We start from the raw sequence: 25,733 nt of genomic DNA on the forward strand, positions 1-25,733 counted from the left end.
ATTGCCAGGCAGGGATAAATCGGGCTGAATGTGATGAATAGTTCCACTAAGTGAGACAATCATGGATCGTGCACTGGAAATGCAGGTCTTCTGCACCGTTGTTGATAAGGGCAGTTTTGTCGGGGCAGCCGAGCCACTCGGCATGTCCAAGGCAGCCATCTCGCGTTACGTGAGCACGCTGGAGGAGCGTCTCGGCGCGCGGTTGTTGCACCGCACGACTCGGCGGCTTTCCTTGACGGATGAGGGGCGTCAGTTCTATCACCAGGCCCGTGAGGTGCTGGCCATGATGGATGAGGCAGAGAAGGCTGTATCGTCTGCTTCGCCAGAGGCCAGCGGAGTGCTTCGAGTCAACGCCCCGGTCAGTTTTGGCGTGCTGCACCTGGCTCCGATCTGGGCCGATTTCATGAGCGCCTACCCCAAGGTCGAGCTGGAAATCAGCTTGAGCGATCGTCTGGTGGATCTGGTTGACGAAGGTATTGATGCAGCGGTGCGTATCGCACGCATGGATAATTCGTCGTTGGTGGGCAGACGCCTGGCCAGTACCCGGATGTGCCTGTGTGCGTCGCCTGCGTATCTGGCCAGCCACGCACCCATTGAAAAACTATCGGATGTGGCAGAGCACGGGGTAGTGGCCTACAGCAACTTTGCCAGCGGTACTGAATGGCAATTCGAGGGGCCCGAAGGCAGTGAAAGCGTGCACACGCGCTCGGTGGTTCGATGTAATAACGGGGATACCTGCCGCGCCATCACATTGGCCGGTGGTGGCATTTCGTTGCAGCCGAGTTTTATGGTGGCGCAGGATCTACGCCGAGGCGATCTGGTCGAAATACTTCCCGAGTATCAATCGGTCGAGTTGGGGATCTACGTGGTGTATCCAACCCGTAAACATTTACCCGCGAAGGTAAGATCGCTGATCAACTTTCTGGTTGAGCGATTCGCCCATCCAGTATGGGAGCAGTGACAGACCTTTGGAAAAAACCGGCTGATATAAGGGGCAGTGAAGGTATCAGCCGGATAAAAGGAGCGCTGTATCAGGAACGTCCGTACACACAGAAACCCGGAAGTGCGGCCACCCACCGAATCGCCGTTACTGCAAAAAGCTGCGCAGGTCTGCCGCAAATTTCACTGGATTCTTGAACGCCAGGAAGTGATCGCCTTGCTCGGCTTTGGTGTACACATGAAGTACCGAGTCCCGGATAACCGAGCTCATCCAGTGCTGACTCTCCAGCCAGTCGCTGTACTCACCGGTGAAGATTGCGGTCGGCACATTGATCTTTGACCGAATGACGTCTCGCCAGTCGTTGGTTGTGTGATCGAAAAGCACCTGCCTGGTAAATGCCATGTCATCTTTAACCACCTCTTGCACGAGGCTGATGACGTTATGGAAGTAGGGCGAGTCCATCGCCATCGCTCGCTCGACAACCCGGCTTGCGGAAACCAGCCTGTTGGTGGCGATGCCTTGCGCATAGGATGCGATCATTCGCTCGGGCGACGTGGTGAACGCCCCGGCCTCGAGCCGTTCTTGCTCCGTCCAGTCGGCGTGGCAATAAATCGAGGGTGCTTGGTCAATGATGCTCAGGGTGCGAATGCCTTGCGTGCCAAACAGATCGATGTAGGCCCACATCACCGATGCGCCCATGGACCAGCCGCAGTAGTCGGCCTGCGAAACGCCCAAATGGCCGGCGAACTCCTTCACGTCCATGGCGTACCGTGAAATGCGATTACCGAAGTCGACCCGCTCGGAAAGGCCCTGATTTCTCACGTCCAGCACATACACATGGTAGTGCTCGCTCAGGATGTGCATCAGGTGAAAGTACATTGCGCCGTTGGCCGACCAGCCGGGGATGAAGATCAACGGTTGCCCGGCGCCGGCTTCCCAATAGCCGAGATTAACGCCGTCGCTGGTGGTGAAGCTGCTTGTCTTCAGATCAGTAAAGTCGGATGTACGAAAGGGCTGACCAATGATCTCATGGGGAAAGTAGAAATCTTCATCAAGCAATGCGTTGAGCGATATGGCTTTTAATGGGTATTTCAAGAAGGAACACCTGCAATTAAAAAGGGTGATGGACAGGTCCTGGCATCGCCCCAGGCCTTTGGCAGGCCGTACGGGTTGATCGTTGCCCACGCAGACCAGGCTCGATCATTCAGCGTGCCGCGACCGTTGAAAGGAGGAGGTGGGTCGATGGCGGTACAGCCATCGATCCATGCTTCAGGAAGCAGGCATACGTCGGTATCAGCCTTTGATCCAGTTCCCATCCGACTGGGCATCAACGGCGATATCGAAGGTCTGAATGTAGCCTGACAACATCCGATAAAAACCAATGACGAGAATGGCATCGCTCAGCTCCTGGAGCGAGAAGTGCTGCAAGGTATGCTTGAACAGCACACCCGGGGCCTTGCCTTTGTCGATAATGGCCTGGCCAAACCGAAGCAGGACGCGCTCGTCCTCTTTGAACGCTGTGGCATCCTCCAGGCAGCCTTCTGCGATGGCGACGAACTGATCAGGACGAACCCCCGCAACTTGAGCGATGGAAACATGCTGCTCCCACTCATAGGCGACGTTCTCATGCGCAGCCAGCAGCAATACCATCATCTCCTTATGATAGTCGGAGAGGGTGAGGTCCCTGAATATTGCGTTGGTCAGGTCGATGACAGGAATAAATGCTCCGGGGCTGTAACCCAGCATTCGAAAGAAGTTGACCTTCGTTGGAAGCTTCTCGAATTTTTCCCGTACCTGATCAGGCAGTTTTGTAAAATCGGGATACTCGATTTCAACTTTGGAACTGATGTTGTCATGCGGGCCGGTCGGGTTGGCCATGGGACGCTCCTTCAGAGTGATCTGGTCGTCGTGATGTCGGGTTTGACAGGGTTGCTTAAGCGATGCGTCGTTCGCACTTTGTGTGCTAGATAAACTCAAGCACTTCGCGAACGGCTTTACGCGGCTTTTGCGGCCAGTTGCTCTCGCCTGGATAACCGACGGTCACCAGCATCACGGGGATTTCAGTAGCTGAAAGATTGAATGCTTCTGCAACCGCCGCTGGGTCAAAGCCGATCATGGGGGTTGAATCAAGGCCTTGGCCTTTAGCTGCAAGCATCAGCGTCATGGCGGCCAGCGAGCCTGAACGGATGGCTTCATCGCGCTGCAGTTGTGGATTTTCAGCGTACATACCCTGAACGGCGCCCACCCACATGTCATAAATGGCCTTGTCGATGACCCCGGCATCCATCGAAGGCTTCAGCGACGTTGCAATCGTTTGATGCGGATTCAGGGTGCCACACACAATAAATGTCACGGCTGAATCCACCACCTTCTTTTGTCCATAGGCCAAGGGCAGCAAACGTGCTTTTGCTTCTTCACTGCGTATGGCTACGAAACGCCAGTTTTGAAGGTTGAAGGCGGACGGCGCATGGGTGGCCAGATCAATCAGATCAGTGATCGCTTGATCTGAGAGTTTGCGCTCAGTGTCGTAGTTGTTGGCGGAAATTCGGGACTTGATGAGGTCAGCGATAATAGACATGGTGCTCTCTGTGCCGTAAGGGGGAAACAAGTGCAGCCCCGGTTTTTTGCAGTCGAGTCTGCGCAGATCAAATCGGTTAGCGGCTGAAGCCGTCGAACGGCGTCATGTACACAGCACCGAACGGATCCAGGCGTTTACGGATCTCGGCATCTGGTGTGCCGTACACAACCAGACTGGTGATGGTGCACAGTTCGAGGAAGCGCTTGCCGAATGGGGCGAAGGTGATGTCTACGTGGCTGACAACGGATTCGACGTTATAGCGCTCAAGGATATGCGCAACGCTTTGATCTTCATTCACGCTGTACTCGTAAACCAGGGTGCCGGGCTCTTTCCGGGTGGCGGCAACGACCTGGGCGATCAGCGCTTTGAACTCGGCAAAGTCGCCGGGTTTGATTGCAAGCGAGAATAAGCAGGAAATATGTGGATGCATGGTGATCTCTTCCACGGTCGGCCCCCAAGGGGGGCAGGTGAGGATGCAACGCTGATCCAGTCGTTGCATTTATGCAGTGTGCAGGTTCAGGGCGTGGCGGGAGTTTCACCGAACAATTTGCCCGCACCTGCCCAATCCGACGGTGCTACGTCTTCGAAAATGACGTAGATGTATTCGGCGGGAGTCCCCGTGTTTTTGACGATGCTTTCGGTGATTTCAGCAGCTACGGCGGCTTTCTGAGCATGCTCTTTACCTTCGAACCAGCTGACGCGTACGACGGGCATGATGTATTCCTGTTTGGGATTGAAAACTCGGTCTGATGTGATCAGCCAGAGACATACCTCCATGCTAGGGTAGAAGTGTCTGGCGATAAACTGCCTGAAACTCTAAAGTGGGTAGAGTTATTGTCTACTTTTCAGGGCGGTTATGATTCCCATAGACTCGTTCCAAGGCGTCATCACCTTTGTGGTGGCAGCGCGTTCGAATAGCTTTACCGAGGCAGCCGGGCGACTGGGTATTTCGAAATCGGCCGTCGGCAAATCCATAGCCCGGCTTGAAGCGCGACTGGGCGTCCAGCTGTTTCATCGCTCTACCCGTCGAATATCTCTGACTGCTGATGGCGATGCCTATTTCATCGCCTGCTCGAACGCGCTCGAAGAAATAGGTGCGGCTGAAAGCGGATTGGCTCCGGGAACCCGCGAACCGTCCGGACGATTGCGCATCGATATACCCGTGGCATTCGGGCGCCGGGTTGTCGCCCCGTTGTTATTTGAAATCGCTAACAAGTATCCCGCGCTGCAGTTGAATATGACTTTTTCTGACCACTTGGTCGATCCGATTGAAGAGGGGATCGACCTGCTGGTTCGTTTTGGAGAACTCAAGGATACCAGCGGCCTTGTTGCTCGCCGGCTTGCGCGACAACGCTGGGCTATTTGCGCCGCGCCGAGTTATCTGGCCCGTTTTGGCGTACCTGACACCCTGGAAGATCTGAATCGTCACCATTGCATCGTCGGCCATCGACGGGGCCAACCACTCTCCTGGCGAGTCAATGAAGATCAGGAAACCGTTCGCTACGCGCCACCTTCCGCACATCAGATCGGCGATGGCGAGGCCATGATCCTGGCAGCCGTCGCCGGCGTCGGCCTGTGCCAGATGCCGCGCTGCCTGTTCAGGGACGACATTGACGCGGGCCGACTGGTTGAGGTGCTGGCAGGCTATGAACCAGAGCCCGTTGAAGTACATGCCGTATGGCCCAGGGTTTCTCACTTGCGGCCCAAGGTGAGGTATGTGGTTGATGAGCTGGTGCGGTTGTGTGAGCACTGGCAGTAGCGTCTTCGCGAAGACATTCCAGCCAGGCAGACGCCCTGCATCACCTCGGGCCAATCCGGTTTTGCAGAACCCGCTACCGCCAATTCATGGAGCCCCACACATACTGATTGGGCAAGTGTTCATTCCACTTGATACTGGCACGTGACGCGTATGGGGCGCCCAGGCAGGCACCTTTTTCGCGCTATGCTTATGCTAAAAAGGTATTAATTTTATGTAAAACATAAGGTTAAGCTATATATCAATACGTAAGTTCAAGGCCCTGCCTGATGTGTTTTCTGTCCGTTTATCCCGATGTGGAAGGCCAGCAATGACCTTCGATTACGCATTCCGAACAGAAGCCCGTGGCCAAGGCTGCCCCTTCACCGTCCAGCAGCTACCTGGAAACCATCAAGGCCCGTGACAAGCTGATTGTCGGCGTGTTCAGCGATAAACCGCCTTTTGGCTTCGTCAACGAGCAGGGCCAGTACGTCGGTTTCGACACTGACCTGGGCAAGCGTTTCGCCAAGGACCTGCTGGGCGACGAGAAGAAGGTCGAGTTCGTGGTGGTCGAGCCCGCCAGCCGCATACCGTTTCTGCAGAGTGACAAGGTAGATTTGATTCTGGCCAACATGACCGTCACGCCGGAACGTCGGGAGGCGGTGGATTTCACCCATCCGAATCTGCGTGTTGCAGTCCAGGCGCTGGTGCCGCAAGCCAGCCCGGTCAAGACCCTGGACGATCTGGCGAGCAAGACCACCATCGTCACCACCGGCACCACCGCTGATATCTGGCTGACGAAAAATCACCCTGACTGGAAAGTGCTGAAATTCGAGAAAAACTCCGAGTCGCTGCAGGCGCTGGCCAATGGTCGTGGCGATGCCTATGCGCAGGACAATCTGGTGCTGTTCAGCTGGGCGAAGAAAAACCCCGGCTACCGCGTGCTGGAGCAGAAACTCGGTGACGAAGCGCCAATCGCCCCTGCAGTCAAAAAAGGCAATATCGAGCTGCGCGACTGGGTCAATACCGAACTGGCCAGACTGGGCGAAGAGAAATACCTGCTCAAGCTCTACGACCAGTATGTACGCCCGGAACTGGCCGAGGGCACAGACCCCAACGCGGTCATCGTCGAAGGCGGAAGCTGGAAGCCTTGATGGCAGAGGCCTGACGGTATTGACTGAATGGCGAACCGGCTCAATGCCGGTTCGTTTTACTGCATGAGCGGCAATCGCACTGGTTACGCCGAACAAGCTTACGATTCAAGCTGAAACCGCAGGGCTGGCCAGCATGACCGGGCCCAGCCAACTTCCTTCCTTCGTCGTACACCGCAACCTGTCGAACACACCCGCATAAATAAGGCACTGATGGCTTGTCAAGTCGTGCCTGTGCTCAGTCGATAAAGGCGCTAAGGTTTCCTTAAAAAAAGGATAACTATCATTTAGCCATCAGCTGGGTCGATTCCATGAGTTGCAGGTGGCTGCTGACAGATGCCGTGCGACTGCGCGCGCGATAAACCGGCAGCCATGGCGACGTCACTGGCGCTTGGTCGAAGACAATCTACGCTTGAGGTCGCAGAGACGCGCCAGGGCAGGCGGACGGTGTCCTCTGGTCACCTCCCGGTATTCAGGATTGAAAACGAGTGTCTGATCGATGAAGAAAAGCTCTCTCACGTGGCTCGTTGGCTGGATGGCTGTGGTGCTGTTGGCCGGGCTCAGCGTCAGCTTTATCGCCAGCCATGAACAGCGCAGGTCGATTGATGCACGCATAGGCCAGGCTCTCAAAGAGGCCGGAGAGGGGATCGGCGATAACTTACAGGCACGGCTCAGGGTCTATGAGTACCGCCTTCGAGGTCTGCGCGGTGCCGTTCACATGCTGGACCTCCAGCATATCAACAGCAGCCAGATGGGCCGTTACAGCAAAGGGCGCAATATCGAGAAGGAATACCCGGGCGCGCGCGGATTCGGTTTTATCCGCCGCGTTGCGGCCAGCGATGAGGCCGAATTCGTAAGGCGTGTCAGGGAGGATGGCAGGCCGGACTTCAGTCTCAGTCGATTGAGTGGACCGGGCACCCGGCAGGGAGACCGTTTCATCATTCAATTCATCGACCCGCTGGACCGCAATGTCCAGGCGCTGGGGCTGGACATTGCCTCGGAGGAGCATCGTCGCGATGCAGCCCTTCAGGCCATGCGCAGCGGCGCTGCAACCCTGTCGGCGCCTATTACCCTGCTGCAGGACAACGATGATCACATGCGCGCGTTTCTATTCCTGTTACCGGTTTACAGCACCCCTGAAATCCCCACCGATATCGCCCAGCGTGAAACGTCCCTGATCGGCTGGACCTATGCACCGTTGGCCATGCGGGAGGTGATGAGCAATCTGGACCCCTTGAACCACAGGCTGCACTTGAAGCTTTATGACGTCAATGAAGGTCGGCAACTGATCTACCAGACCCCGGAAAACGATCATGATCAGGAGGTCTTGCAGACCTATGCTTTCGAGCGGGAGATCTATGGGCGCGTGTGGCGCATGGAGGTAGGTGCTCACCCGGCATTTATCGCGGCCCTCGATCCGGTCCCGGCGGGCAGGGTGTTCCTCATCGGCACGCTGGTCAGCCTGATGTTGACGGTGCTGGTCGGCACGCTGCTACTGTCCCGTCAGCGCAAACAGCAGGTGGTTGCCGGTCAGGCCAGGCTGGCAACCATCGTCGAAAACTCCAGCGACGCGATCATCGGTGAAGCCCTGGACGGTCGGATCATCACCTGGAACCGGGCTGCCGAGCAGATGTTTGGCTACGACGAGCACGAAGTGCTGGGCCGCCCATTGGCGCCACTGCTGGTTCCGCCAGAGCTGGTTCACGAAGACGAACAGCTGTTGGAAAGGGTGGCCCGCGGTGAGCGCGGGCCGACGCTGGAAACCCGGCGGCTGCACAAGAACGGCCAGTTGATCGATGTGACCATTACCTGCAGTTTCATCCGCGAGACTGATGGCACCCTACTCGGCGCGGCGAAAATGATGCACGACATCACCGACCGCAAGCGCGTCGAACGCTACCTCATGGAGTTCAACGCACAGCTTGAACAGCAGGTCAGCGAGCGCACTGCAGAGCTGTCCAGAGTGGCGGGTTTGCTGCAGGGTGTGCTGGACGCTTCTTCGGAAGTTTCGATCATCGCTACCGATACACAGGGGCAGATCTTTGTGTTCAATCGGGGCGCTGAATTGCTGCTGGGCTACAGCAATTCGGAAATGCTCAGTGGCAACGGCCCAGGGGTGTTTCATCTTCCTGAAGAAGTGGCCGCACGCTCCGCCGAGCTGAGTCGTGAATACGGCACCCTGATCGAAGGCATTGACGTCTTTTGCTACAAAGCGTCCCGCGAAGGCTCGGAAACCCGGCAATGGACCTACGTGCGCAAGGATGGCACGACGGTGCCTGTGCTGATGATCATCACCCCGATCCGTACCGCCGACGGAGAACTCATCGGTCATCTGGGTATTGCTCAGGACATCACCGAACGGCTGCACCATAGCGCCGAGTTGCACGCGGCCAAGTCCAGCGCCGAGGCTGCCAATGCGGCCAAGAGTCTGTTTCTGGCCAACATGAGCCATGAAATCCGCACGCCCATGAATGCCGTGATCGGCATCTCCCATCTGCTACACAACACCGCCTTGAACGACCAGCAGCGCCAGTTGCTGACCAAACTGCAGATTGCCGGCCGGACATTGTTGGGGATCATCAACGATATCCTCGACATCGCCAAGATCGAGGCGGGAGAGATGCGCCTGGAACATAACCCCTTCAGCCCCCGGCAATTGCTCGACGAACTGGGCGAGCTGTTCACGCCCCAGGCACAGGAAAAAGGCCTGCGCTTTTCTGTCAACGTTGTGGCATCGCTGCCTGGCCAGTTGATAGGTGACGCATTGCGAGTCAACCAGATCCTCATGAATCTGGTCGGCAATGCGCTCAAGTTCACCAGTGTCGGCGGAGTCGATGTGACGGTCAGCCGTGAGGACGATCACGCCGACACCTGCTGCTTGCGCTTCTCTGTGCAGGACACCGGCTGCGGCATACCGGGCGATGTGCTCGGCCAGTTGTTTTCGCCGTTCACTCAGGCGGATGCGTCCACCACGCGGCGGTTTGGCGGCACCGGACTGGGTTTGTCGGTGGTGCGCGGGCTGGCCGAGCAGATGGGCGGCCGTATAGGGGTGGAGAGCGAACTCGGCACAGGTAGCGAGTTCTGGGTGGAGTTGCCGTTCCAGATCAGCCAGAGCGACCTGGAGCCGTCCGGCCCGGGAAGCAGTCTGGAGGTCATGCTGCTCAGCGACGACGCGCAATCGTCCATGGCGTTGCAACGCTTATGCCGCGGCCTGGGCTGGCGTGTGGCGAGTCTGACCGGCGAACATGACCTGCGCACTGCCTTGCAGGAGCGTAATCACGTTAACGCGGCATTGCCGGATGTACTGTTGGTGGACTGGCAGCAGCCGCAGGTTGAGGAGGTGCAGCAGTTGATCGAGGCGACGCCGCTTCCGGTCATTCTGGTGACATCGTCCGAGATCCGGGCAGAACTGCACCCTCTGGTCGACAAGGTATTGCTCAAGCCGCTGGACAGCTCGGCCTTGTTCAACGCGGTCAACGCTTGTATCGCCAGGTATCAGGGCAGCACCGAACGGGTTATCCAGGCCACGCGGATGGATACCTCCATGACGCTCTGGTTGAGTGGATTGCACCTGCTGCTGGTGGACGACAGCGAGATCAACCTGGAGGTTGCCAGCCTGTTGTTGCAGCAGCAGGGCGCTGTGGTCCAGACCTGCAGCAATGGTCTGCTGGCCCTTGAACGACTGCGGCAGACGCCGGATTTCTTCGATGCTGTGCTGATGGATGTGCAGATGCCGGAAATGGATGGCTATGAGGCGACGCGGCGCTTGCGCAGCGAACTGGGCCTGACACGCTTGCCCGTGCTGGCGTTGACCGCAGGCGCCCTGGCAGAAGAGCGGCGGCAGGCCGAGCTGGCGGGTATGGACGATTTCCTCACCAAGCCTCTGGACCCCGCAGCCCTGATTCGGGCGGTACGGCGTGCCGTCGAGCGTGTCCGAGGTGCTCCGCTGGCGGTCGGCACCTTGCTGCAGGAAGCATCGACAGGCTCTGCATGGCCGGTTATCGAAGGTATCGACACCCAGGAGGTCGCCGCTCGGCTAGGCAATGATGTGCCCTTGTTTCTCTCGTCCCTGCGGCGCTTTTTCAGTGAATTTGCCGCGTTCGGCGAGAGCGAGAGCGTTCTGGCACGGGCGCGACAAAACCCCGATCAAACAATGGCTGATCTGCACAAATTGCGCGGTTCTGCACTGCTGCTTGGCGCCACGCAAGTGGGCCTGCATGCCGGGCAGGCGGAAACCCTGCTGCGCAACGCTGCGGACCCGGAGCAAGCGTTGCGAGCCCTGAGTGCCGCTTTCCGGTCATTGCAGGAGCGCACGCCGGTACTTGAGGAAAGGCCGCTGGCCCCGCGTATCGATGCGGATCCCGATGTTTCCCGACAGGCATTGTCGACCTTGCGTGAACTGCTTGAAAACCATGATATCGCCGCGCTGGACCAGTTTCCGCTGGCTGCTGTGGCGCTTCAGGAGCTGGCCGGACAGGCACTGGTCGAACAGCTCTGGCAGACCATTGAAGGGCTGGAGTTCGAGCAGGCACTGCACCTGCTCGAACGTGCGGAATTATAAAAAGGAGCGTCACCCACCATGCAACCTGTACCTAGCCTGCTGATTGTCGATGATGATATTTCCGCCATTCGCGTATTGAGCAAAATTCTGAACGGTCTGGGGCAGATTCGTTTTGCCACGGGCGGTGCCCAGGCCTTGAAGATGGTCCGGGAAATGCGTCCTGACCTTATCCTTCTCGACGCCGAGATGCCCGGAATGAGCGGTTTTGAAGTCTGTGAGACGCTCAAGGCCGATCAATTGCTGGAAGACGTTCCCGTCATCTTCATCACCAGCCACACCGAAACCCGTATCGAGGAAGCCGGACTGGCGCTGGGGGCGGTGGATTTCATCGGCAAGCCTATTCAGCCTTTGATCGTCACGGCGCGAGTAAAGACCCACCTGCGCCTGAAAATGGCGATGGACCAGCTCAACCTGCTGGCCCAGACCGATGGGCTGACGGGGCTGGCCAATCGGCGTTTCCTCGACGAGAGTATCGCGCGCGAATGGCTGCGCATGCGGCGCAACCAAGGTGCGTTTTCGCTGCTGTTGCTCGACATCGATTTCTTCAAACGTTACAACGATCACTATGGCCATTTGCAAGGCGATGAGTGCCTGATTGCCATCGCCCACGCCTTGAAAAAGTGCGTGCACAGGTCGACCGATCTGGTAGCTCGTTATGGGGGCGAGGAGTTTGCCGTGCTGTTGCCGGATACCGGGGCAGAGGGCGCCTGTCGTCTGGCGGATGAAATCGTGCAGCACATTCATGGCCTCAACAAGCCCCATGAAACCAGTGACTTCGGCCGGGTGACCGTGTCGGTGGGGGTAGCAAGTCTGGAGGCTGGTGCGCTGCCCGTCCCGAGCCCGGGCGCTGCAATCGGCCTTGCGCCTGACTCGATCGCCATAGCGTTGCTGGCGGAAGCCGACCGGGCCTTGTACCGGGCCAAGCATGAGGGGCGAAACTGCAGCCGGTTTGAGCCGATACAGGTTGCGCCTTGAGTCTGCGGTCCATGTTTTAAAATCACAGCGTCAGCGAAGCGTCAGGGACACTGACACCTTGCTTCAAACCGCATTCTTGTTGAGCTCTGCTTCAAGACGGTCAACGAACAGGCGTACCCGGTGAGGTACGCGCTGGCGGGTTGGCAATACGGCCGTCACCGACAACTGCTCGGGGATGACATCCTCGAAGTGTATCTGTTGAAGACTGCCTTCACGGATTTCCTGCTGAACGTCCCAATAGGTCAGCATGGCCAGCCCCAGGCCCTGTTTGCACGCCGTGCGCACCGCTTCGACGCTGTTGGCCGAGAACGCCCCTTGCGCGCGGATGGCCACCGGCTCGCCCTCTCTGATGAACGGCCAGTAAGGCATCGCATGCAAGGTGATGCACGGGTGTTGGCGGAGTTCGTCCAGTACCGATGGCTGGCCGTGCCGCGCCAGGTAGTCGGGGCTTGCACACACGACCCGAGGGTTGGGCGCCAGCGATCTGGCCACCAGGGCGGAGTCACGTATCGTAGCGATTCGGATGGCGACATCGATGCCCAGCCCGGCGATGTCCACGATGCTGTCCGACAGCGTCAGGTCGATACTCAGTGCCGGATTGTCCTGCATCAAGGCTGGCAGCAGCGGCATGATGACGGTCTGACCAAACACGCTGGGTGCTGTGACTCGCAGTACGCCACTGGCTGTACCGGCATCGGCTTTCAGCGTCGCGCGGGCGGTTTCGCTGGCGTGCAGCATGGTTTTGGCGTGCGGCAGAAACACTTCGCCCTCCGGCGTCAGTGATGCCGAGCGGGTTGTGCGGTGCACCAGCCTGACGCCCAGGTCGTTTTCCAGCGCAGCCAGACGCCTGGAGATGGCCATCGGCGACAACCCGAGTCGACGCGCCGCTTCCGACAGACTCCTGCTGGAAGCAATGGCGGCGAACACCTCTATATCAGATATTTGCATGGATTCTATCCATTTTCGTTAAAGCGCCTTATCTGCACGGCCGGGTTCCAATGGGCTGCGCCAGCCCTTACCGTTACTGCAGGTTCTGTCAATGACTGCGGGCAATCCGCAGCCGGTCTGCACAGTGAGGATTTGAAGCATGAGCGAGACAAACAAACACGTTACAGCCCCGTTCGACAGAGGTCATCTGAAACTGAAGAACAGGTTTGCGGTGGCGCCCATGACACGCGTGAGCGCGGACGAGCAGGGCAGTGCAACGCAGGCCATGACGCGCTATTACGAGCGGTTCGCCAAGGGCGGTTTTGGCCTGATCATCACCGAGGGCAACTACACCGATCGCCGTTTTTCCCAGGGCTACCGCTTCCAGCCCGGGCTCACTGATGACGAGCAGGCGCAGGCATGGCGTGCCACGACCGATGCTGTGCACCGGCATGGCAGTGTCATGATTGCGCAGCTCATGCACGCCGGCGCACTCAGCCAGGCCAATCGCTTCGTCAGCGAGTCGGCGGGCCCTTCGGCCATTCGTCCCAAGGGCGAACAGATGGCGTTCTATTACGGCGCGGGCAGCTACCGGGTTCCGCGAGCGATGAGTGACAAGGATATTGCCGAGGCCATTGACGGGTTCGCCCGCGCGGCGCAACTGGCTATCGGCACTGCAGGCTTTGACGGTGTCGAGATACATGGTGCGAACGGCTACCTGCTGGATCAGTTTCTGACCGACTACAGCAATCAGCGCACCGATCAGTGGGGCGGTGAGGTCGGACAGCGCCTGCGACTGACGCTCGAGGTCATCGCCGCAGTGAAAAAGGTCGCCGGGCAGGCACCGGTGGGCGTGCGTCTTTCACAAGGCAAGGTCAACGACTTTCAGCACAAATGGGCCGGGGGCGAGGGCGATGCCGAAGTCATTTTCGCTGCGCTGGCCGATGCCGGGGTCGATTACATCCATGTGACCGAACACGAAGCATGGCAGCCGGCTTTTACCCAGGGTCAAGCCAGCCTGGTCGAACTGGCCCGTCGCTACGCGCCGGATGTTGCGCTGATCGCCAATGGCGGCCTGCACGATCCGCAAAAAGCCGACCAGGTGCTTCGCCAGGGGCCGGACATCATCGCAGTGGGCAAGGGTGCGCTGGCCAACCCGGACCTGCCAGAGTTGTTGCGTCAGGGCGCGCCACTGCGCGACTTCGATCCAGCCATTCTCGGGCCGATTGCCAACATCAAGGACAGTGAGCTGGTCTAGTCGTTTGTGACGAACATCAGCGCTGGCTGAGCGTGCGCAATGCCTCGTTGATAGGTGTTGCGCCCTTAGTCAGTTCGATGATCTGGCGGGATATCCCGGGTCGATCGACCAGTGCAGCCAGGAAAGCGGCTACGTCATCGCGCGGTACTTCGCCATATGCGATAGCCGGACCTGCGCAGACTTCACCGGTCCCCGGGTTGTCGACCAGAGTGCCTGGCCTGAGAATCACCCAGTCCAGTGCGGAAGAGGCCAGATACACATCGGCTTGTTTTTTCACCCGCATGTAATTCTCGAAGCCAGTGGAGGTGTCCGTGCCGCGTGCTGCTTCAGGAAATGCCGACACCAACAGGAAGCGATTGACCCCGGCAAGCACGGCTGCATCAACAGCGGTTTCCAGGCCCTTGCCATCAATGGCATTGGTCAGCTCAATGCCCGCGCCGCCAGCCCCGGCGGTGAAAACCACGACATCGCTGCCTGTCATCGCAGCGGCCAATCGCGAAGCGTCCAGCTCGGTGAGGTTGCCGAGCAATGGTATGGCGCCAGTCGCTTTGATTGCCGCCGACTGGTCTTCTTTACGGTGCAGTGCGATCACTTCATGAGCGCCGCCGCCAAGGTTTTTCAGAAGGCGCTGGCCGACCTTTCCGGCTGCGCCGATGACAAAAACTTTTGACATGAAATCTTCCTCTGGTGGGCCGTGCGCCGACGCTCAGCAATATCGGCGCATTCCAGCCGCGTTAACCTTCGAATTGATGGTAGACCTTGGCAATCACTTTCCAGCTGTCGTCGATTTTGATCAGCGTCAGGTAGTCGTTGTAGTCCGCACCAATAGCATCCTTTTCCATATCGACCCGGACCACTGCCGTGGTGGGCGTAATGGCAAGGACGTCCAGGCGCGTTGTGATGTCTGGAGCGGTACCATTGGTTTCGACGAAGGTGTACAGGTTACTGATCGGTCCACCCAGCAGTTGACCATTGGTGAAACCATACATCACCGCATCTTTATGAAAGGCTTCCTCGATAGTGGCAACGCTGCATGTACGCAAGCCTTCTACGTACTTGCCGGCCGTTGCGATAACTGCGTTGTAATCGGTGGTCGGGACGGCTTTGATGTTCTTGCTCATGGGGTGTTACTCCTGGATTAGGAACTGACCACTGCGCGGCTGATATCTTCAGGCGCAATGGCCATCTCGTTAAGCGCTTTGGCTGTTGCTGCGCCGGTGACGATTACGGTTTTCTTGTCGAGATAATTCATGTGGTGTTTTTCCTTTGTCGCGGTATTTCCGGGATCCTGGGAATTGATGAAGGGGAGGAGGCCGGCAGTGGCTTAGTACTTGCCCATTGGCCAGTCGATATAGCCTTTGGCACCGCCGCCGTAGTACGACTCACGTGGTGCAATGGTCAGCTCGGCACCATGGCGCAGACGGGCGACGAGGTCGGGGTTGGATATGAACAAGCGGCCGAAAGCCACGGCGTCGATCTTGCCCTGCGCCCGACGCTCGATCGCCATCTTCAGGTCATAGTTGTTATTGCCAATGAACGGACCGTTGAACCCGGCGCTCAGGGCATCCATGTCGACACCCTCCGGCACTTCACGGGAGGTGGCAGTGGCGCCTTCGACAAAGTGCAGATAGGCCAGATTGAATGTGTTCAGTTGCTGGATCAGGTAGCCATGAAGGCCCATGACGTTGCTGTCGGGTGCCGTATTACCGGCGTCGGGGGTCACGGGCGACAAGCGAATACCCACGCGGTCACTGCCCCAGATATCCACGATGGCCTGGGTGACTTCCAGCGTCAGGCGAGCGCGGTTTTCTATCGAACCGCCATACTGGTCGGTGCGCTGATTGGTCGAGTCGCGCAGAAACTGGTCCAGCAGGTAACTGTTGGCCGAATGGACTTCAACGCCATCAAAACCGGCCCTTTTGGCGTTCTCTGCGGCGTGTTTGTATTGCTCGATGACGCCGGGGATTTCGCCGGTTTCCAGTGCGCGCGGCATGGAGACAGGTACAAAACCGTCGGCGGTGTAGGTATTGCCCTCGGCCTTGATGGCGGAGGGCGCTACCGGTGCCTCGCCGTTGGGTTGCAGGTCGACACTGGAAAATCGCCCCACGTGCCATAGCTGGCTGACAATCTTGCCTCCTGCTGCATGCACAGCGTCGGTCACCAGGCGCCAGCCTGCGACCTGTTGCTCACTCCAGATTCCCGGGGTCGCGGCATAGCCTCGACCCTGAGCGGAAATGTTTGTCGCCTCGGCGACGATCAGCCCTGCCGTAGCGCGTTGTGCGTAGTAAGTTGCGTGCAGTTCATTGGGAACACCATCCTCGCCATAGCGGCTGCGTGTTACCGGTGCCATCACAATACGGTTCGCCAGCTCCATGGAGCCCAGGGTGACGGGGGAAAACAGGTCGGTAGTTGTACGGGGATCATGCATCAAATACTCCATATAGTAGACCAGTCGTCTACTTAAAAAGACAAAAAAAATGCCCGCTACCGCAGCAGGCGTTTGGTCATGGTCAGTGCTTTTTCGAAAGATTCGGTGGACTTGTTCACCTTCGCCAGAAGGGAAGCGCCAAGCCAGAGCTGATAGAGGGATTCTGCGAATCCTTCATGATCGCCCTCGGGATGAATGCTGTCGTCGGCGACACCCATGTCGACACAGGCAGTGATGCGTTTGATGATTTTTGCTGTGCCGACCTCGAGCACGCCACGCATGTCTTCAGACAAATCGCAGACTTCCGCCCCCAGCTTGACGACCAGGCACTTGCCTTCGGGAAAGTCGGTGCCCTGGGTTTCTATCCAATAGTTGAAGTAGGCCAGTAACCGCTCGGCGCCGCTTCCGGGGCGTGCCATGAGGGCGTCGACTCGACCCAGGTACTCGGAAAAATACTCTTCCAGCAGCGCCTGACCGAATTCTTCCTTCGATTTGAAGTAGTAATAGAACGAACCTTTGGGTACACCAGCCGTGCTTAACACCTCTGCGAGGCCGACGGCGGTATAGCCTTTGTTCGTCATGAGCGAGCGGGCCACATCAATGATGTGCTGTCGCATGTCCTGAGCTGGTTTCTTCATAATGCCGAGCATCCTAAACGTAAACCGACCAGTCGTCTAGTAGGTTTTCTGGATATGCTTGCGCAAAAAAACCTCAGCAAATGTATACCGCATAGGCTTTGACTCTATCCCCCCTGGGGGGATAGAGTGCCGGTCTGAATTATCCAGACTGGAACTCAAGCCATGAGTGAACACGACCATCCCCACGGCCATACGCACCAGTCCCACGAAGCTGTCATCAAGCGCCTGAAACGGGCCGACGGTCATTTGCGCAGCATCATCACCATGATCGAAGAAGGGCGCGAGTGTGTGGACATCGCCCAGCAGCTGCACGCGGTCGAGAAAGCAGTGTGCCAGGCCAAGCGCACGTTGATTCAGGATCATATCGATCACTGCCTCGAAGACACGCTAGGTTCACTCGCCAAGGGTGAGCGGGCACCGCTGGAAGCCTTCAAGCAAATCACCAAATACCTTTAGGTCTCGCATGCCGAATTTCGTCGAGCTGTTGCAGCAAGGTGGTTCGCATGCCTGGCTGTATTTCCCCAGTGCCATTCTGCTGGGCGCGTTGCACGGGCTGGAGCCCGGGCATTCGAAAACCATGATGGCGGCGTTCATCGTGGCCATTCGTGGCTCCGTGAAACAGGCCGTGATGCTCGGCGTCGCCGCTACCGTCTCGCACACTGCCGTTGTCTGGCTGGTGGCCATCGGCGGGATGTATCTGGGGCAGGGGCTGGACGCTGAAACCACGGAGCCTTATTTTCAGCTCGCGTCGTCTGCCGTGATCATCGCCATCGCGCTGTGGATGCTGTGGCGCACCTGGCGTGGCGAGCAGTTGTATAAGTTCGAAAGTGCCCGGCTCAGTCACGGGCATACAGGCCATGGCCATGAGCACGACATTGACTTCAAAGAGCATGAGCACGGTCACAGCCATGACCACAGCGATCTGGGCGGCTTGAGCCTGAGCGCCGAGGGCTACCAGGATGCCCATGAAAAGGCCCATGCCGACGACATCCGCAAGCGCTTCACCCATCGAGAGGTCAGCAATGGCCAGATCCTGATGTTCGGCTTGACCGGGGGACTTATCCCTTGCCCGGCGGCCATCACCGTGCTGCTGCTGTGCCTGCAGGTGCAGCAGGTCACTCTGGGCGCGATGATGGTGATCTGTTTCAGCGTGGGACTTGCCATCACGTTGGTCACCGTTGGTGCGGCCGCCGCCATCGGTGCGCGAAGAGCCTCGAATCGTTTCCCCAGGCTCACTGCAGCCGCTCGACGCGCCCCTTACCTGTCCAGCGTCCTGATTATTTGTGTCGGGATGTATGTAGGAATCAACGGTTGGATCGGCCTGTACTCGTGAGCTGGCCTGACGCTTGGGCGTGGCGGCTGTCACAAAAATAATTTGTGTTTCTTGAAAATATATATTGATTTTTATTGGTGTCGCCCGGCTTTAGCATGAGTGGAACTTGAACAAGTCGCCGGGCAGTGATCACGCCGCCCGGCTTCACACACCACCAAGAGCTGCAATCGGAGTCCTGATGAGTCTTTCTCCTTTCCACCTTGCAATCCCGGTTTATGACCTGGCCGCGACACGTACCTTTTACGGTGAAGTGTTTGGTCTTTCCGAAGGGCGCTCCAGCGACCAGTGGGTCGACTTCGATTTCTACGGGCATCAGTTGGTGATCCATGAACACCCTAAAACCGCCTCTCAAGAGAGCGTGCACAGCAACCCGGTAGACGGCCACGACGTGCCGGTTCCGCACTTCGGCATCATTCTGGAATGGGCCCAGTGGGAAGCTTTGGCCGAGCGCTTGAAATCCTTCGGCACCGAGTTCGTCATCGAACCCTACATTCGCTTCAAGGGGCAGGTGGGGGAGCAGGCCACCATGTTCCTTTTCGATCCCTGTGGTAATGCGCTTGAGTTCAAGGCGTTCAAGGACATGAGTCAGCTGTTCGCAAAATAGTAAAAGGCCTGGCGCACACCACGTCGCGCCAGGCCTGCTTGAGCAGGCGCAGCGCTAACGAGTCAGAGCGTGGTCGTTAATCAGTTGCACCAGCGCGCTCACCGGCTCGGTCAGGCTGCGGCGAGCGCGATGTACCAGCCCGATATCGCGATGGAACGTATGCGCTTTCAAGTCGACAGAGCGCACACCGGCGTGCCATGTCTGCAGGGTTGCCGTTTCCGGAACCAACGCTACGCCAACACCATTGGCGACCAGTTTGATGATCGCATCCAGTTCATCGAGCTCGCAGACTTCGCGCAGCGAGACATGGGTCTGGCGCAGGAACCGGTCAACCTGTCGGCCACCGAACGACGATCGATCGTAACGAATGAATGGATGAGCCGAAACCAGCTCGGCCCAGTCATCCCCCGGCATGTCGGCAGGCACGATAAGGCGATAGGGCTCACGGACCAGCGTCGTCCAGCGCAGGTCGCTTTGCAGCGAGAAGGGCGGGCGGATGATCGCTGCCATGTCGATCTCGCCAGCGTCCACCTGATTGACCAGGTCCATGGACAGGCCGGGGATGACACGCGTCCTGCATGCGGGGAATTGCTGATGAAACCGAGCGAGCGCTTCCGGCAGAAAGGAGCGTTGCACAGAGGCAATTGCGCCGATGGTCACCAGTACGCTGGCGGGTAGCCCGACCGTAGTAGTGCCCAGGCTGCTGAACTGGCGCACCAGGTCCTGACCTTGCAGCAACACCTGCTGCCCCATGCGGTTGAGCTGGGCTGAACGTCCTTTTCGGTCGAACAGTTCGACGCCCAGTTCTGCTTCAAGGCGCTGCATCTGCGCACTGACAGCGGCCTGGGTGAGCCCGATCTTGCTGCCGGCCGCAGCAAACGTGCCTTCTCTCGCCACGGCAATAAACGTTTTCAGTTCTTTGATCATCGGCAAAGAATAATTGTATTTTTACTGAAAGCACATTTGTTTATTTTGTTGTTGCTGCTTATCCCATGTCCTCGGCCACACCCTGATCCTCACCGAGAAACCCGCCGCTCTGGTGCTGCCACAGCCGCGCATAGGTGCCGTTTTTGCCCAGCAGTTCGGCGTGGGTGCCTTGTTCGATGATGCGGCCGTCATCCATGACAATCAGCCGGTCCATGGCGGCAATCGTGGACAGGCGGTGAGCGATGGCGATCACCGTCTTGCCCTGCATCATTTCATCGAGGCTTTCCTGGATCGCCACTTCGACTTCCGAGTCCAGCGCACTGGTGGCTTCGTCGAGCAGCAGGATCGGGGCGTTCTTGAGCATCACCCGGGCGATGGCAACGCGTTGGCGCTGGCCGCCCGACAGCTTGATACCGCGCTCACCGACCAGCGTGTCGTAGCCACTATGGCCTTGCTTGTCACTCAGTTGGCTGATGAACCCATCGGCTTGTGCACTGGCTGCGGCGCTGCGGATTTGCTCATCAGTCGCGTCGGGGCGTCCGTAGGCGATGTTGTCGCGAATGGAGCGGTGCAGCAACGAGGTGTCCTGCGTGACCATGCCGATGGCACTGCGCAAGCTGTCTTGAGTGACGTGCGCAATGTCCTGCCCATCAATGCTGATTGACCCCTTGTCCACATCATAAAAGCGCAGCAGCAGGTTGATGAGGGTGGATTTGCCAGCGCCGGAGCGACCCACCAGGCCGATTTTTTCACCTGGACGAATGCTCAGGCTCAGGGCATCGAGCACCTGGCGTTCGCCGTTGTAATTGAAGCTCACGTTATCGAAGGTGACCGCGCCACCGCGGGTGACCAGAGCCTTCGCATCCGGCGCATCCTCAACCTTGGGACCGCGGGTCAAGGTTTCCATGCCGTCCTGGACGGTGCCGATGTTCTCGAACAACGAGGTCATCTGCCACATGATCCAGTGCGACATGCCATTGATGCGCAACGCCATGGCGGTGATCGCCGCGACCGCACCGGTGCCGATCTGGCCCTGGTGCCACAGCCACAGGGCGTAACCGCCGGCACCCATGATCAGCGCGACCACCAGTGCCTGATTGACGATCTCGAACTGGCTGACCAGGCGCATCTGGGCCAGGCCCGTGAGCTTGAAGTCCTCCATCGCTGCGCGCGCGAAATGCGCTTCACGCTTGGAGTGGGAGAACAGCTTTACCGTGGTGATGTTGGTGTACGCGTCCGAGACACGTCCGGTCATCGAAGAGCGTGCGTTGGCCTGCTCCTGGCCGACCTTGCCCAAGCGTGGCACGAAGTACAGCATGGCCAGGCCGAACAGCATCAGCCAGCCAAGGAAAGGCAGCATCAGTTTCAGGTCGAAGCCGCCGGCCAGGGCGATGATCGCGATGAAGTAGACGCCGATACCGAGGACGATTTCGACGATGGTGAACAGCACCTCGCGCACTGACAGCGCTGTCTGCATCACCTTGGTGGTGACGCGGCCGGAGAACTCATCGGAGAAGAAAGACAGGCTTTGCCGCAACATCAATCGATGGAAGTCCCAACGCAGCCGCAGGGGCAGGTTGATCGCCAATACCTGGTGCTGCACCATTGTGCGCAACGCCACCAGCACGATGCTGCTCAGCAATACCAGGCCAATGCCCCACAGCACGCTACTTTCCTGCGCGGCCGTGTCGCCGCCAGCCTTCCAGGTGGACAGCAGATCCACGACCTGCCCGAGGAAGGAAAACAGCCAGGCTTCGTAAATCGACACACCGGCGCACAGCAGCGCAAACGCAAGGATGTAACCGCGTGCCCCTCGCGTGCAGGCCCACAGAAACCGTGCCAGACCGTCAGGTGGCGGCGGCACCTCGTCAGGCGGGAACGGGTCAAGCCATTTTTCAAACGCGCGAAGCATGGTGTTCTCCAAAAAAATCAGTGCAAAGAGTCTGGCGTCCTCGACGCCTCCCGAACCTCTTCCAGATTGAGCTTCAGGGTCAATTTTTGTCGGCGCCAGTGCCCAGGCTGTCCCACAGCCTCATCACCTGGGTCACTGCGGCGTCCAGTGTGGCATGTGGGACTCCGTCGCGCGCCAGTGTAGACAAGCCCAGAAGAAAACTGTCAAACACGGCCGCGAGCGTTTCCGGTATTACCGTTGCGGGCAACTCGCCTGCCGCAATGGCGCGCTGGATACAGCCCACGATACCTGTGCGGTTCAGATCCCTCGCCCGCGCAAGAGGTTCGGAAATGGCCTTGCTCTCGTCCGAGCAGGCGCTCATCAGCCCTAACGCCACCAGGCACCCTGTCGGATGCCCTGGCTCGCACTGCATTTTCGCTGAGCGACGGAGGGTGAGTTCAATCGCGTCTCGGGGCGGCAGGTTCGTATCGAACAGGCTGTCGGTGACCCGGCCGTAGGTGTCGAGGTAGCGCTCCATCACTTCATTGAACAGAGCCTGTTTCGAGCCAAACGCTGCGTAGAAGCTCGGTGCCGTGATGCCGCCACCGATGGTTGCCTTGAGCCGGCTGAGGGAGGTTGCATCGTAGCCGTGCTCCCAAAACAGATGCAGCGCCTGAGTGATCGCTACATCACGGTCAAATGTACGCGGACGCCCCAGCTGTGCCATGTCGAGTCTCCTTCGGAATTAATTAAATACTAATCGATACATAAGTCGTTGACCACCTGACTCCATCTCCCTATATTTGTACCGATCAGTATATTAGTGAGGGTTTTTCAATGACTACAGATGAGAAGCAGGGCGAAACACTCCCGCTGGGGGCGTTGCTGGCGCTGGCAATGACGGGTTTCATCTGCATTGTCACCGAGACCTTGCCTGCGGGTTTGTTGCCGCAGATCGCCGATGGGCTGGACGTGTCCGCATCGTTTGCCGGGCAGATGGTGACTGTTTATGCGCTGGGTTCATTGCTGGCCGCCATTCCACTGACGATCGCGACGCAAAGCTGGCGGCGCAGAACGGTCTTGCTGGTGACGATTATCGGCTTTCTGGTTTTCAACAGCGTCACCGCGTTGTCGTCCAGTTACGGACTGACCCTGATCGCAAGGTTTTTCGCCGGCGTCTCGGCGGGTCTGGCCTGGAGCCTCATCGCCGGTTACGCACGGCGCATGGTGGTGCCGCAACTGCAAGGCCGCGCACTGGCCGTGGCGATGGTCGGCACGCCCATTGCCTTGTCACTGGGCGTGCCTCTGGGCACCTGGCTCGGCGGGTTCATGGGCTGGCGCATGGCGTTTGGCTTGATGTCCGGGATGACCGTGCTGTTGATCATCTGGGTGCTGGTCAAGGTGCCGGACTATCCGGGCAAGTCTTCCTCACAGCGCATGGCGTTGCGTCAGGTCTTTTTCACGCCCGGCGTACGCTCGGTGCTGGGCGTGGTCTTCACCTGGATGCTGGCGCATAACCTGCTTTACACCTACGTTGCTCCCTTCGTTTCCGCGGCGGGGCTGGCGAATGACGTGGACCTGGTATTGCTGGCATTCGGTGTCGCCGCACTGGCAGGCATCTGGGTAACGGGACGGCTGGTTGATCGCCATCTGCGCAAGACAGTGCTTGCCAGCCTGGCAACCTTCGCAGCCGTGTCAGTGTTCTTCGGCGTGTTTTCCGGCTCTGCAACGGCCATCTACATCGGCGCTTTCATTTGGGGCCTGACCTTCGGTGGCGCCGCCACACTGCTGCAAACCGCGCTCGCCGATTCGGCAGGCGAGGGCGCAGACGTGGCGCTTTCGATGAACGTCGTGGTCTGGAACAGCGCCATCGCAGGCGGCGGGTTACTGGGTGGCGTGTTGCTTGGCCAATGGGGAGCAGGTTCCTTTCCCTGGGTCTTGTTGATGCTGTTATTGCTGAGCCTGTTGATCGCACTGCGCGCAGGTGCTCATGGTTTTGCACGGGGCAGCCGGCTGGACCGGGAACATGTTTTGGCTGGGTGATCTGATCAAGACCCGGAATATGGACGTCAAGCTGCTTGCTGATGCAGGGGGTTAATTCTATAATTTTGTGAATTAAATGGCTGAATCGAGCTTTATACACATTATGTTGGATTTAAGCTTCAGCAAGCCTAGTGAGATCGTCAAGCGCCTTTGCGAGCGCCTGCGCACAGAGCGACTGGCGCTGAATATGACACAAGCCGACCTCGCCGGGCGTGCCGGCATCGGCACAAACACGGTCTCCAACCTCGAAGCCGGACGCAATGTCGGATTCGAGAACGTCGTTCGGGTGGCTATGGCTCTTGGCCGGACGAAGGAACTCGAAGGCCTGTTTCTGCCAAAGCTGGACAGCATCGAAGACATTCGGCGCTACGAAAACAGCGCCAATCGTCTCCGTACAAAGAGGAAGTCCGGCGATGCTTGAGCAGGTTAACGTCTTCTACGAGGGCTGGGGTGAGCGATGGCAGTGGGGCACGCTGGTCTCGACGACCGCCTTGACCGGTCGCCCGCTGATCGTGTTCGAATACAGCAATGAAGCCAGACAAAGGGGCCTGGAACTGTCCTCCTATACGCTGCCCCTGGAGGGGGACAGGTTGCGTCGAGACTTCCCGGACCATCAGCTGTACTTGCCAGGGCCTGTTTACGACTCGTTGCCGGATGGATGGGGCATGTTGTTGATGGACCGTCTTTTCAGGCGTCGCGGGCGCACCACCGCGCGCATCGGCCCTCTGGAGCGGCTGGCCTATATCGGTAGCAGTGCAATGGGCGCCATGTCGTTTGAGCCCGTGGCGCCCGAAGGGCAGGAATCTGACGTCCACATCCCGCTGGAACAGCTCGCCGCCGACGTGAAGCAAGTACTGCATGGAAACGGTGGTGAGTTCCTGCAGGCATTGCTGCTGGTGGGTGGCTCGCCTCAAGGTGCAAGGCCCAAGGCTCTCGTCTATCGCGATCCTGAAACTGGCGGGTTTACCACTGCGGCTACGCCGGGCTTTGAAGCATGGTTGATCAAGTTTCCGGCCAAAGAAGAACATGCAGAAGTGTGCGCCATCGAAATGGTCTACGCCGAGTGCCTGCGCATGTGCGGTATCGAGACCCCTGACACCCAGTACTTAAATCTGCCTGATGGCCTGGCAGCGTTTGCCAGTAAGCGATTTGACCGCCGCGGTGGTCTACGTATACCCATGCAAAGCCTGGCCGCCTTTACGGGGGCAAATTACCAGTCTCCGGGTGTGTTGGACTACGTCAACTTTTTGCGGGCAACACAGATGTGTACCAACGATGTACGAGAGATGGCACGCGCGTTCGAACGTGCCGTTTTTAACGTTGCGTTCAACAACCGAGACGATCATCCCAAGAATTTCGCCTACATCATGTCGCAGGACGGTCAGTGGCGACTGTCGCCGGCTTACGACGTAACCTTCTGCGAGGGGCCAAGCGGATACCATCAGATGGACGTGATGGGAGAGGCGCTGGAGATTTCCCGTGCGCAAATGCTTCGGCTTGCCGAGGAAGCCGAGATGTCCCCGGACGCTGCAACCGGAGTGATTGACGGCATGTGTGATGTAGCGAGCCGGTTTACAGCCATCGCCGAGAACCTGTGCCCGCAGGTTATTACTCTAGACACCCTGCGCATGATCCAAAGCCGCATTGATCAGAACGTAGCCCGGTTACACCACAGTCAGGCCGACGGCGGTCACGGGCGATTCTCATAAACGATGCTGCCGTATGCTTCGAGCGCTCAGGGCCG

At 58.5% G+C, this 25,733-nt stretch carries 24 protein-coding genes and 1 pseudogene; 12 read left to right on the top strand and 13 right to left on the bottom strand.

What is annotated here, in order from left to right; translation table 11 throughout:
- The first annotated feature begins 61 nt into the window (after window positions 1-61).
- Window positions 62-961, top strand: coding sequence for a LysR family transcriptional regulator (locus QRN50_RS08440; RefSeq protein ID WP_024639538.1), 900 nt, complete (start codon window positions 62-64; stop codon window positions 959-961).
- A 126-nt stretch (window positions 962-1,087) separates the two neighbouring features.
- Here the strand turns inward: QRN50_RS08440 and QRN50_RS08445 are convergent, their stop codons facing one another.
- The 5 genes from QRN50_RS08445 to QRN50_RS08465 form a co-directional block, all read right to left on the bottom strand.
- Window positions 1,088-2,035, bottom strand: coding sequence for an alpha/beta fold hydrolase (locus QRN50_RS08445; RefSeq protein WP_011268112.1), 948 nt, complete (start codon window positions 2,033-2,035; stop codon window positions 1,088-1,090).
- 198 nt (window positions 2,036-2,233) lie between these two features.
- The gene (locus QRN50_RS08450; protein WP_011268111.1) at window positions 2,234-2,818 is read right to left on the bottom strand and encodes a carboxymuconolactone decarboxylase family protein; all 585 of its coding nucleotides are present in this window, start codon (window positions 2,816-2,818) and stop codon (window positions 2,234-2,236) included.
- A gap of 85 nt (window positions 2,819-2,903) precedes the next feature.
- Window positions 2,904-3,518, bottom strand: coding sequence for a nitroreductase family protein (locus QRN50_RS08455; protein WP_024641488.1), 615 nt, complete (start codon window positions 3,516-3,518; stop codon window positions 2,904-2,906).
- 76 nt (window positions 3,519-3,594) lie between these two features.
- A complete protein-coding gene (locus tag QRN50_RS08460; protein ID WP_003400769.1) occupies window positions 3,595-3,948 on the bottom strand; it encodes a putative quinol monooxygenase in 354 nt (117 codons plus the stop codon).
- Window positions 3,949-4,034: 86 nt separating this feature from the next.
- A complete protein-coding gene (locus QRN50_RS08465) occupies window positions 4,035-4,232 on the bottom strand; it encodes a tautomerase family protein (RefSeq protein ID WP_003400770.1) in 198 nt (65 codons plus the stop codon).
- A gap of 142 nt (window positions 4,233-4,374) precedes the next feature.
- On the opposite strand from QRN50_RS08465, the gene QRN50_RS08470 reads away from it, so the two are divergent.
- From QRN50_RS08470 to QRN50_RS08485, 4 genes and pseudogenes are all read left to right on the top strand, one after another.
- The gene (locus QRN50_RS08470; protein WP_096126516.1) at window positions 4,375-5,277 is read left to right on the top strand and encodes a LysR family transcriptional regulator; all 903 of its coding nucleotides are present in this window, start codon (window positions 4,375-4,377) and stop codon (window positions 5,275-5,277) included.
- 368 nt (window positions 5,278-5,645) lie between these two features.
- Window positions 5,646-6,407 (top strand): annotated as a pseudogene (locus tag QRN50_RS08475) (transporter substrate-binding domain-containing protein); the annotation flags it as partial.
- 496 nt (window positions 6,408-6,903) lie between these two features.
- Window positions 6,904-10,965 (top strand): CHASE domain-containing hybrid sensor histidine kinase/response regulator, encoded by a 4,062-nt coding sequence (locus tag QRN50_RS08480; RefSeq protein ID WP_080374699.1) that lies wholly within the window; start codon window positions 6,904-6,906, stop codon window positions 10,963-10,965.
- An 18-nt stretch (window positions 10,966-10,983) separates the two neighbouring features.
- Window positions 10,984-11,940 carry a GGDEF domain-containing response regulator gene (locus QRN50_RS08485; protein WP_003400783.1) on the top strand — a complete coding sequence of 319 codons (957 nt, stop codon included), beginning with the start codon at window positions 10,984-10,986 and terminating at the stop codon, window positions 11,938-11,940.
- 63 nt (window positions 11,941-12,003) lie between these two features.
- On the opposite strand, the gene QRN50_RS08490 is transcribed toward QRN50_RS08485, so the two are convergent.
- Window positions 12,004-12,888 (bottom strand): LysR family transcriptional regulator, encoded by an 885-nt coding sequence (locus tag QRN50_RS08490; protein WP_096126515.1) that lies wholly within the window; start codon window positions 12,886-12,888, stop codon window positions 12,004-12,006.
- 139 nt (window positions 12,889-13,027) lie between these two features.
- Between QRN50_RS08490 and QRN50_RS08495 the strand changes: the two genes are divergently transcribed.
- The gene (locus QRN50_RS08495) at window positions 13,028-14,125 is read left to right on the top strand and encodes an NADH:flavin oxidoreductase (RefSeq protein WP_096126514.1); all 1,098 of its coding nucleotides are present in this window, start codon (window positions 13,028-13,030) and stop codon (window positions 14,123-14,125) included.
- 16 nt (window positions 14,126-14,141) lie between these two features.
- On the opposite strand, the gene QRN50_RS08500 is transcribed toward QRN50_RS08495, so the two are convergent.
- The 4 genes from QRN50_RS08500 to QRN50_RS08515 all read right to left on the bottom strand — a co-directional run bounded on the left by QRN50_RS08500 (window position 14,142) and on the right by QRN50_RS08515 (window position 17,191).
- Complete coding sequence (locus QRN50_RS08500; protein WP_096126513.1) at window positions 14,142-14,798, bottom strand: NAD(P)H-binding protein; 657 nt, start codon at window positions 14,796-14,798, stop codon at window positions 14,142-14,144.
- A 61-nt stretch (window positions 14,799-14,859) separates the two neighbouring features.
- Window positions 14,860-15,246 carry a nuclear transport factor 2 family protein gene (locus QRN50_RS08505; protein ID WP_096126512.1) on the bottom strand — a complete coding sequence of 129 codons (387 nt, stop codon included), beginning with the start codon at window positions 15,244-15,246 and terminating at the stop codon, window positions 14,860-14,862.
- Window positions 15,247-15,449: 203 nt separating this feature from the next.
- Complete coding sequence (locus QRN50_RS08510) at window positions 15,450-16,553, bottom strand: alkene reductase (RefSeq protein ID WP_096126511.1); 1,104 nt, start codon at window positions 16,551-16,553, stop codon at window positions 15,450-15,452.
- A gap of 56 nt (window positions 16,554-16,609) precedes the next feature.
- Complete coding sequence (locus tag QRN50_RS08515; protein ID WP_011268097.1) at window positions 16,610-17,191, bottom strand: TetR/AcrR family transcriptional regulator; 582 nt, start codon at window positions 17,189-17,191, stop codon at window positions 16,610-16,612.
- A gap of 162 nt (window positions 17,192-17,353) precedes the next feature.
- On the opposite strand from QRN50_RS08515, the gene QRN50_RS08520 reads away from it, so the two are divergent.
- The 3 genes from QRN50_RS08520 (at window position 17,354) to QRN50_RS08530 (ending at window position 19,128) form a co-directional block, all read left to right on the top strand.
- Window positions 17,354-17,647 (top strand): metal-sensing transcriptional repressor, encoded by a 294-nt coding sequence (locus QRN50_RS08520; protein ID WP_024639532.1) that lies wholly within the window; start codon window positions 17,354-17,356, stop codon window positions 17,645-17,647.
- A gap of 7 nt (window positions 17,648-17,654) precedes the next feature.
- Window positions 17,655-18,524, top strand: a complete 870-nt coding sequence (locus tag QRN50_RS08525; RefSeq protein ID WP_096126510.1) for a nickel/cobalt efflux protein RcnA — start codon at window positions 17,655-17,657, stop codon at window positions 18,522-18,524.
- A 178-nt stretch (window positions 18,525-18,702) separates the two neighbouring features.
- The gene (locus tag QRN50_RS08530) at window positions 18,703-19,128 is read left to right on the top strand and encodes a VOC family protein (RefSeq protein WP_011268094.1); all 426 of its coding nucleotides are present in this window, start codon (window positions 18,703-18,705) and stop codon (window positions 19,126-19,128) included.
- A gap of 54 nt (window positions 19,129-19,182) precedes the next feature.
- Here the strand turns inward: QRN50_RS08530 and QRN50_RS08535 are convergent, their stop codons facing one another.
- The 3 genes from QRN50_RS08535 to QRN50_RS08545 all read right to left on the bottom strand — a co-directional run bounded on the left by QRN50_RS08535 (window position 19,183) and on the right by QRN50_RS08545 (window position 22,673).
- Window positions 19,183-20,055 carry a LysR family transcriptional regulator gene (locus QRN50_RS08535; RefSeq protein WP_032657361.1) on the bottom strand — a complete coding sequence of 291 codons (873 nt, stop codon included), beginning with the start codon at window positions 20,053-20,055 and terminating at the stop codon, window positions 19,183-19,185.
- Between the two features lie 58 nt (window positions 20,056-20,113).
- Window positions 20,114-21,967 (bottom strand): ABC transporter ATP-binding protein, encoded by a 1,854-nt coding sequence (locus tag QRN50_RS08540; RefSeq protein WP_024641479.1) that lies wholly within the window; start codon window positions 21,965-21,967, stop codon window positions 20,114-20,116.
- 79 nt (window positions 21,968-22,046) lie between these two features.
- A complete protein-coding gene (locus tag QRN50_RS08545) occupies window positions 22,047-22,673 on the bottom strand; it encodes a TetR/AcrR family transcriptional regulator (RefSeq protein ID WP_096126509.1) in 627 nt (208 codons plus the stop codon).
- Window positions 22,674-22,783: 110 nt separating this feature from the next.
- Here QRN50_RS08545 and QRN50_RS08550 point away from each other — a divergent pair, with 110 nt between their 5' ends.
- From QRN50_RS08550 to QRN50_RS08560, 3 genes are all read left to right on the top strand, one after another.
- Window positions 22,784-23,989 (top strand): MFS transporter, encoded by a 1,206-nt coding sequence (locus QRN50_RS08550; RefSeq protein WP_060401066.1) that lies wholly within the window; start codon window positions 22,784-22,786, stop codon window positions 23,987-23,989.
- Between the two features lie 103 nt (window positions 23,990-24,092).
- The gene (locus QRN50_RS08555; protein WP_003400813.1) at window positions 24,093-24,410 is read left to right on the top strand and encodes a helix-turn-helix domain-containing protein; all 318 of its coding nucleotides are present in this window, start codon (window positions 24,093-24,095) and stop codon (window positions 24,408-24,410) included.
- Window positions 24,403-25,698 (top strand): type II toxin-antitoxin system HipA family toxin, encoded by a 1,296-nt coding sequence (locus QRN50_RS08560; protein WP_096126508.1) that lies wholly within the window; start codon window positions 24,403-24,405, stop codon window positions 25,696-25,698. Before QRN50_RS08555 ends, QRN50_RS08560 begins: the two co-directional genes overlap by 8 nt.
- Window positions 25,699-25,733 lie beyond the last annotated feature (35 nt).

It is taken from the genome of Pseudomonas sp. MEJ108, from assembly GCF_030208985.1.
In the GTDB taxonomy this organism is placed as follows: Bacteria; Pseudomonadota; Gammaproteobacteria; order Pseudomonadales; family Pseudomonadaceae; genus Aquipseudomonas; species Aquipseudomonas fragariae.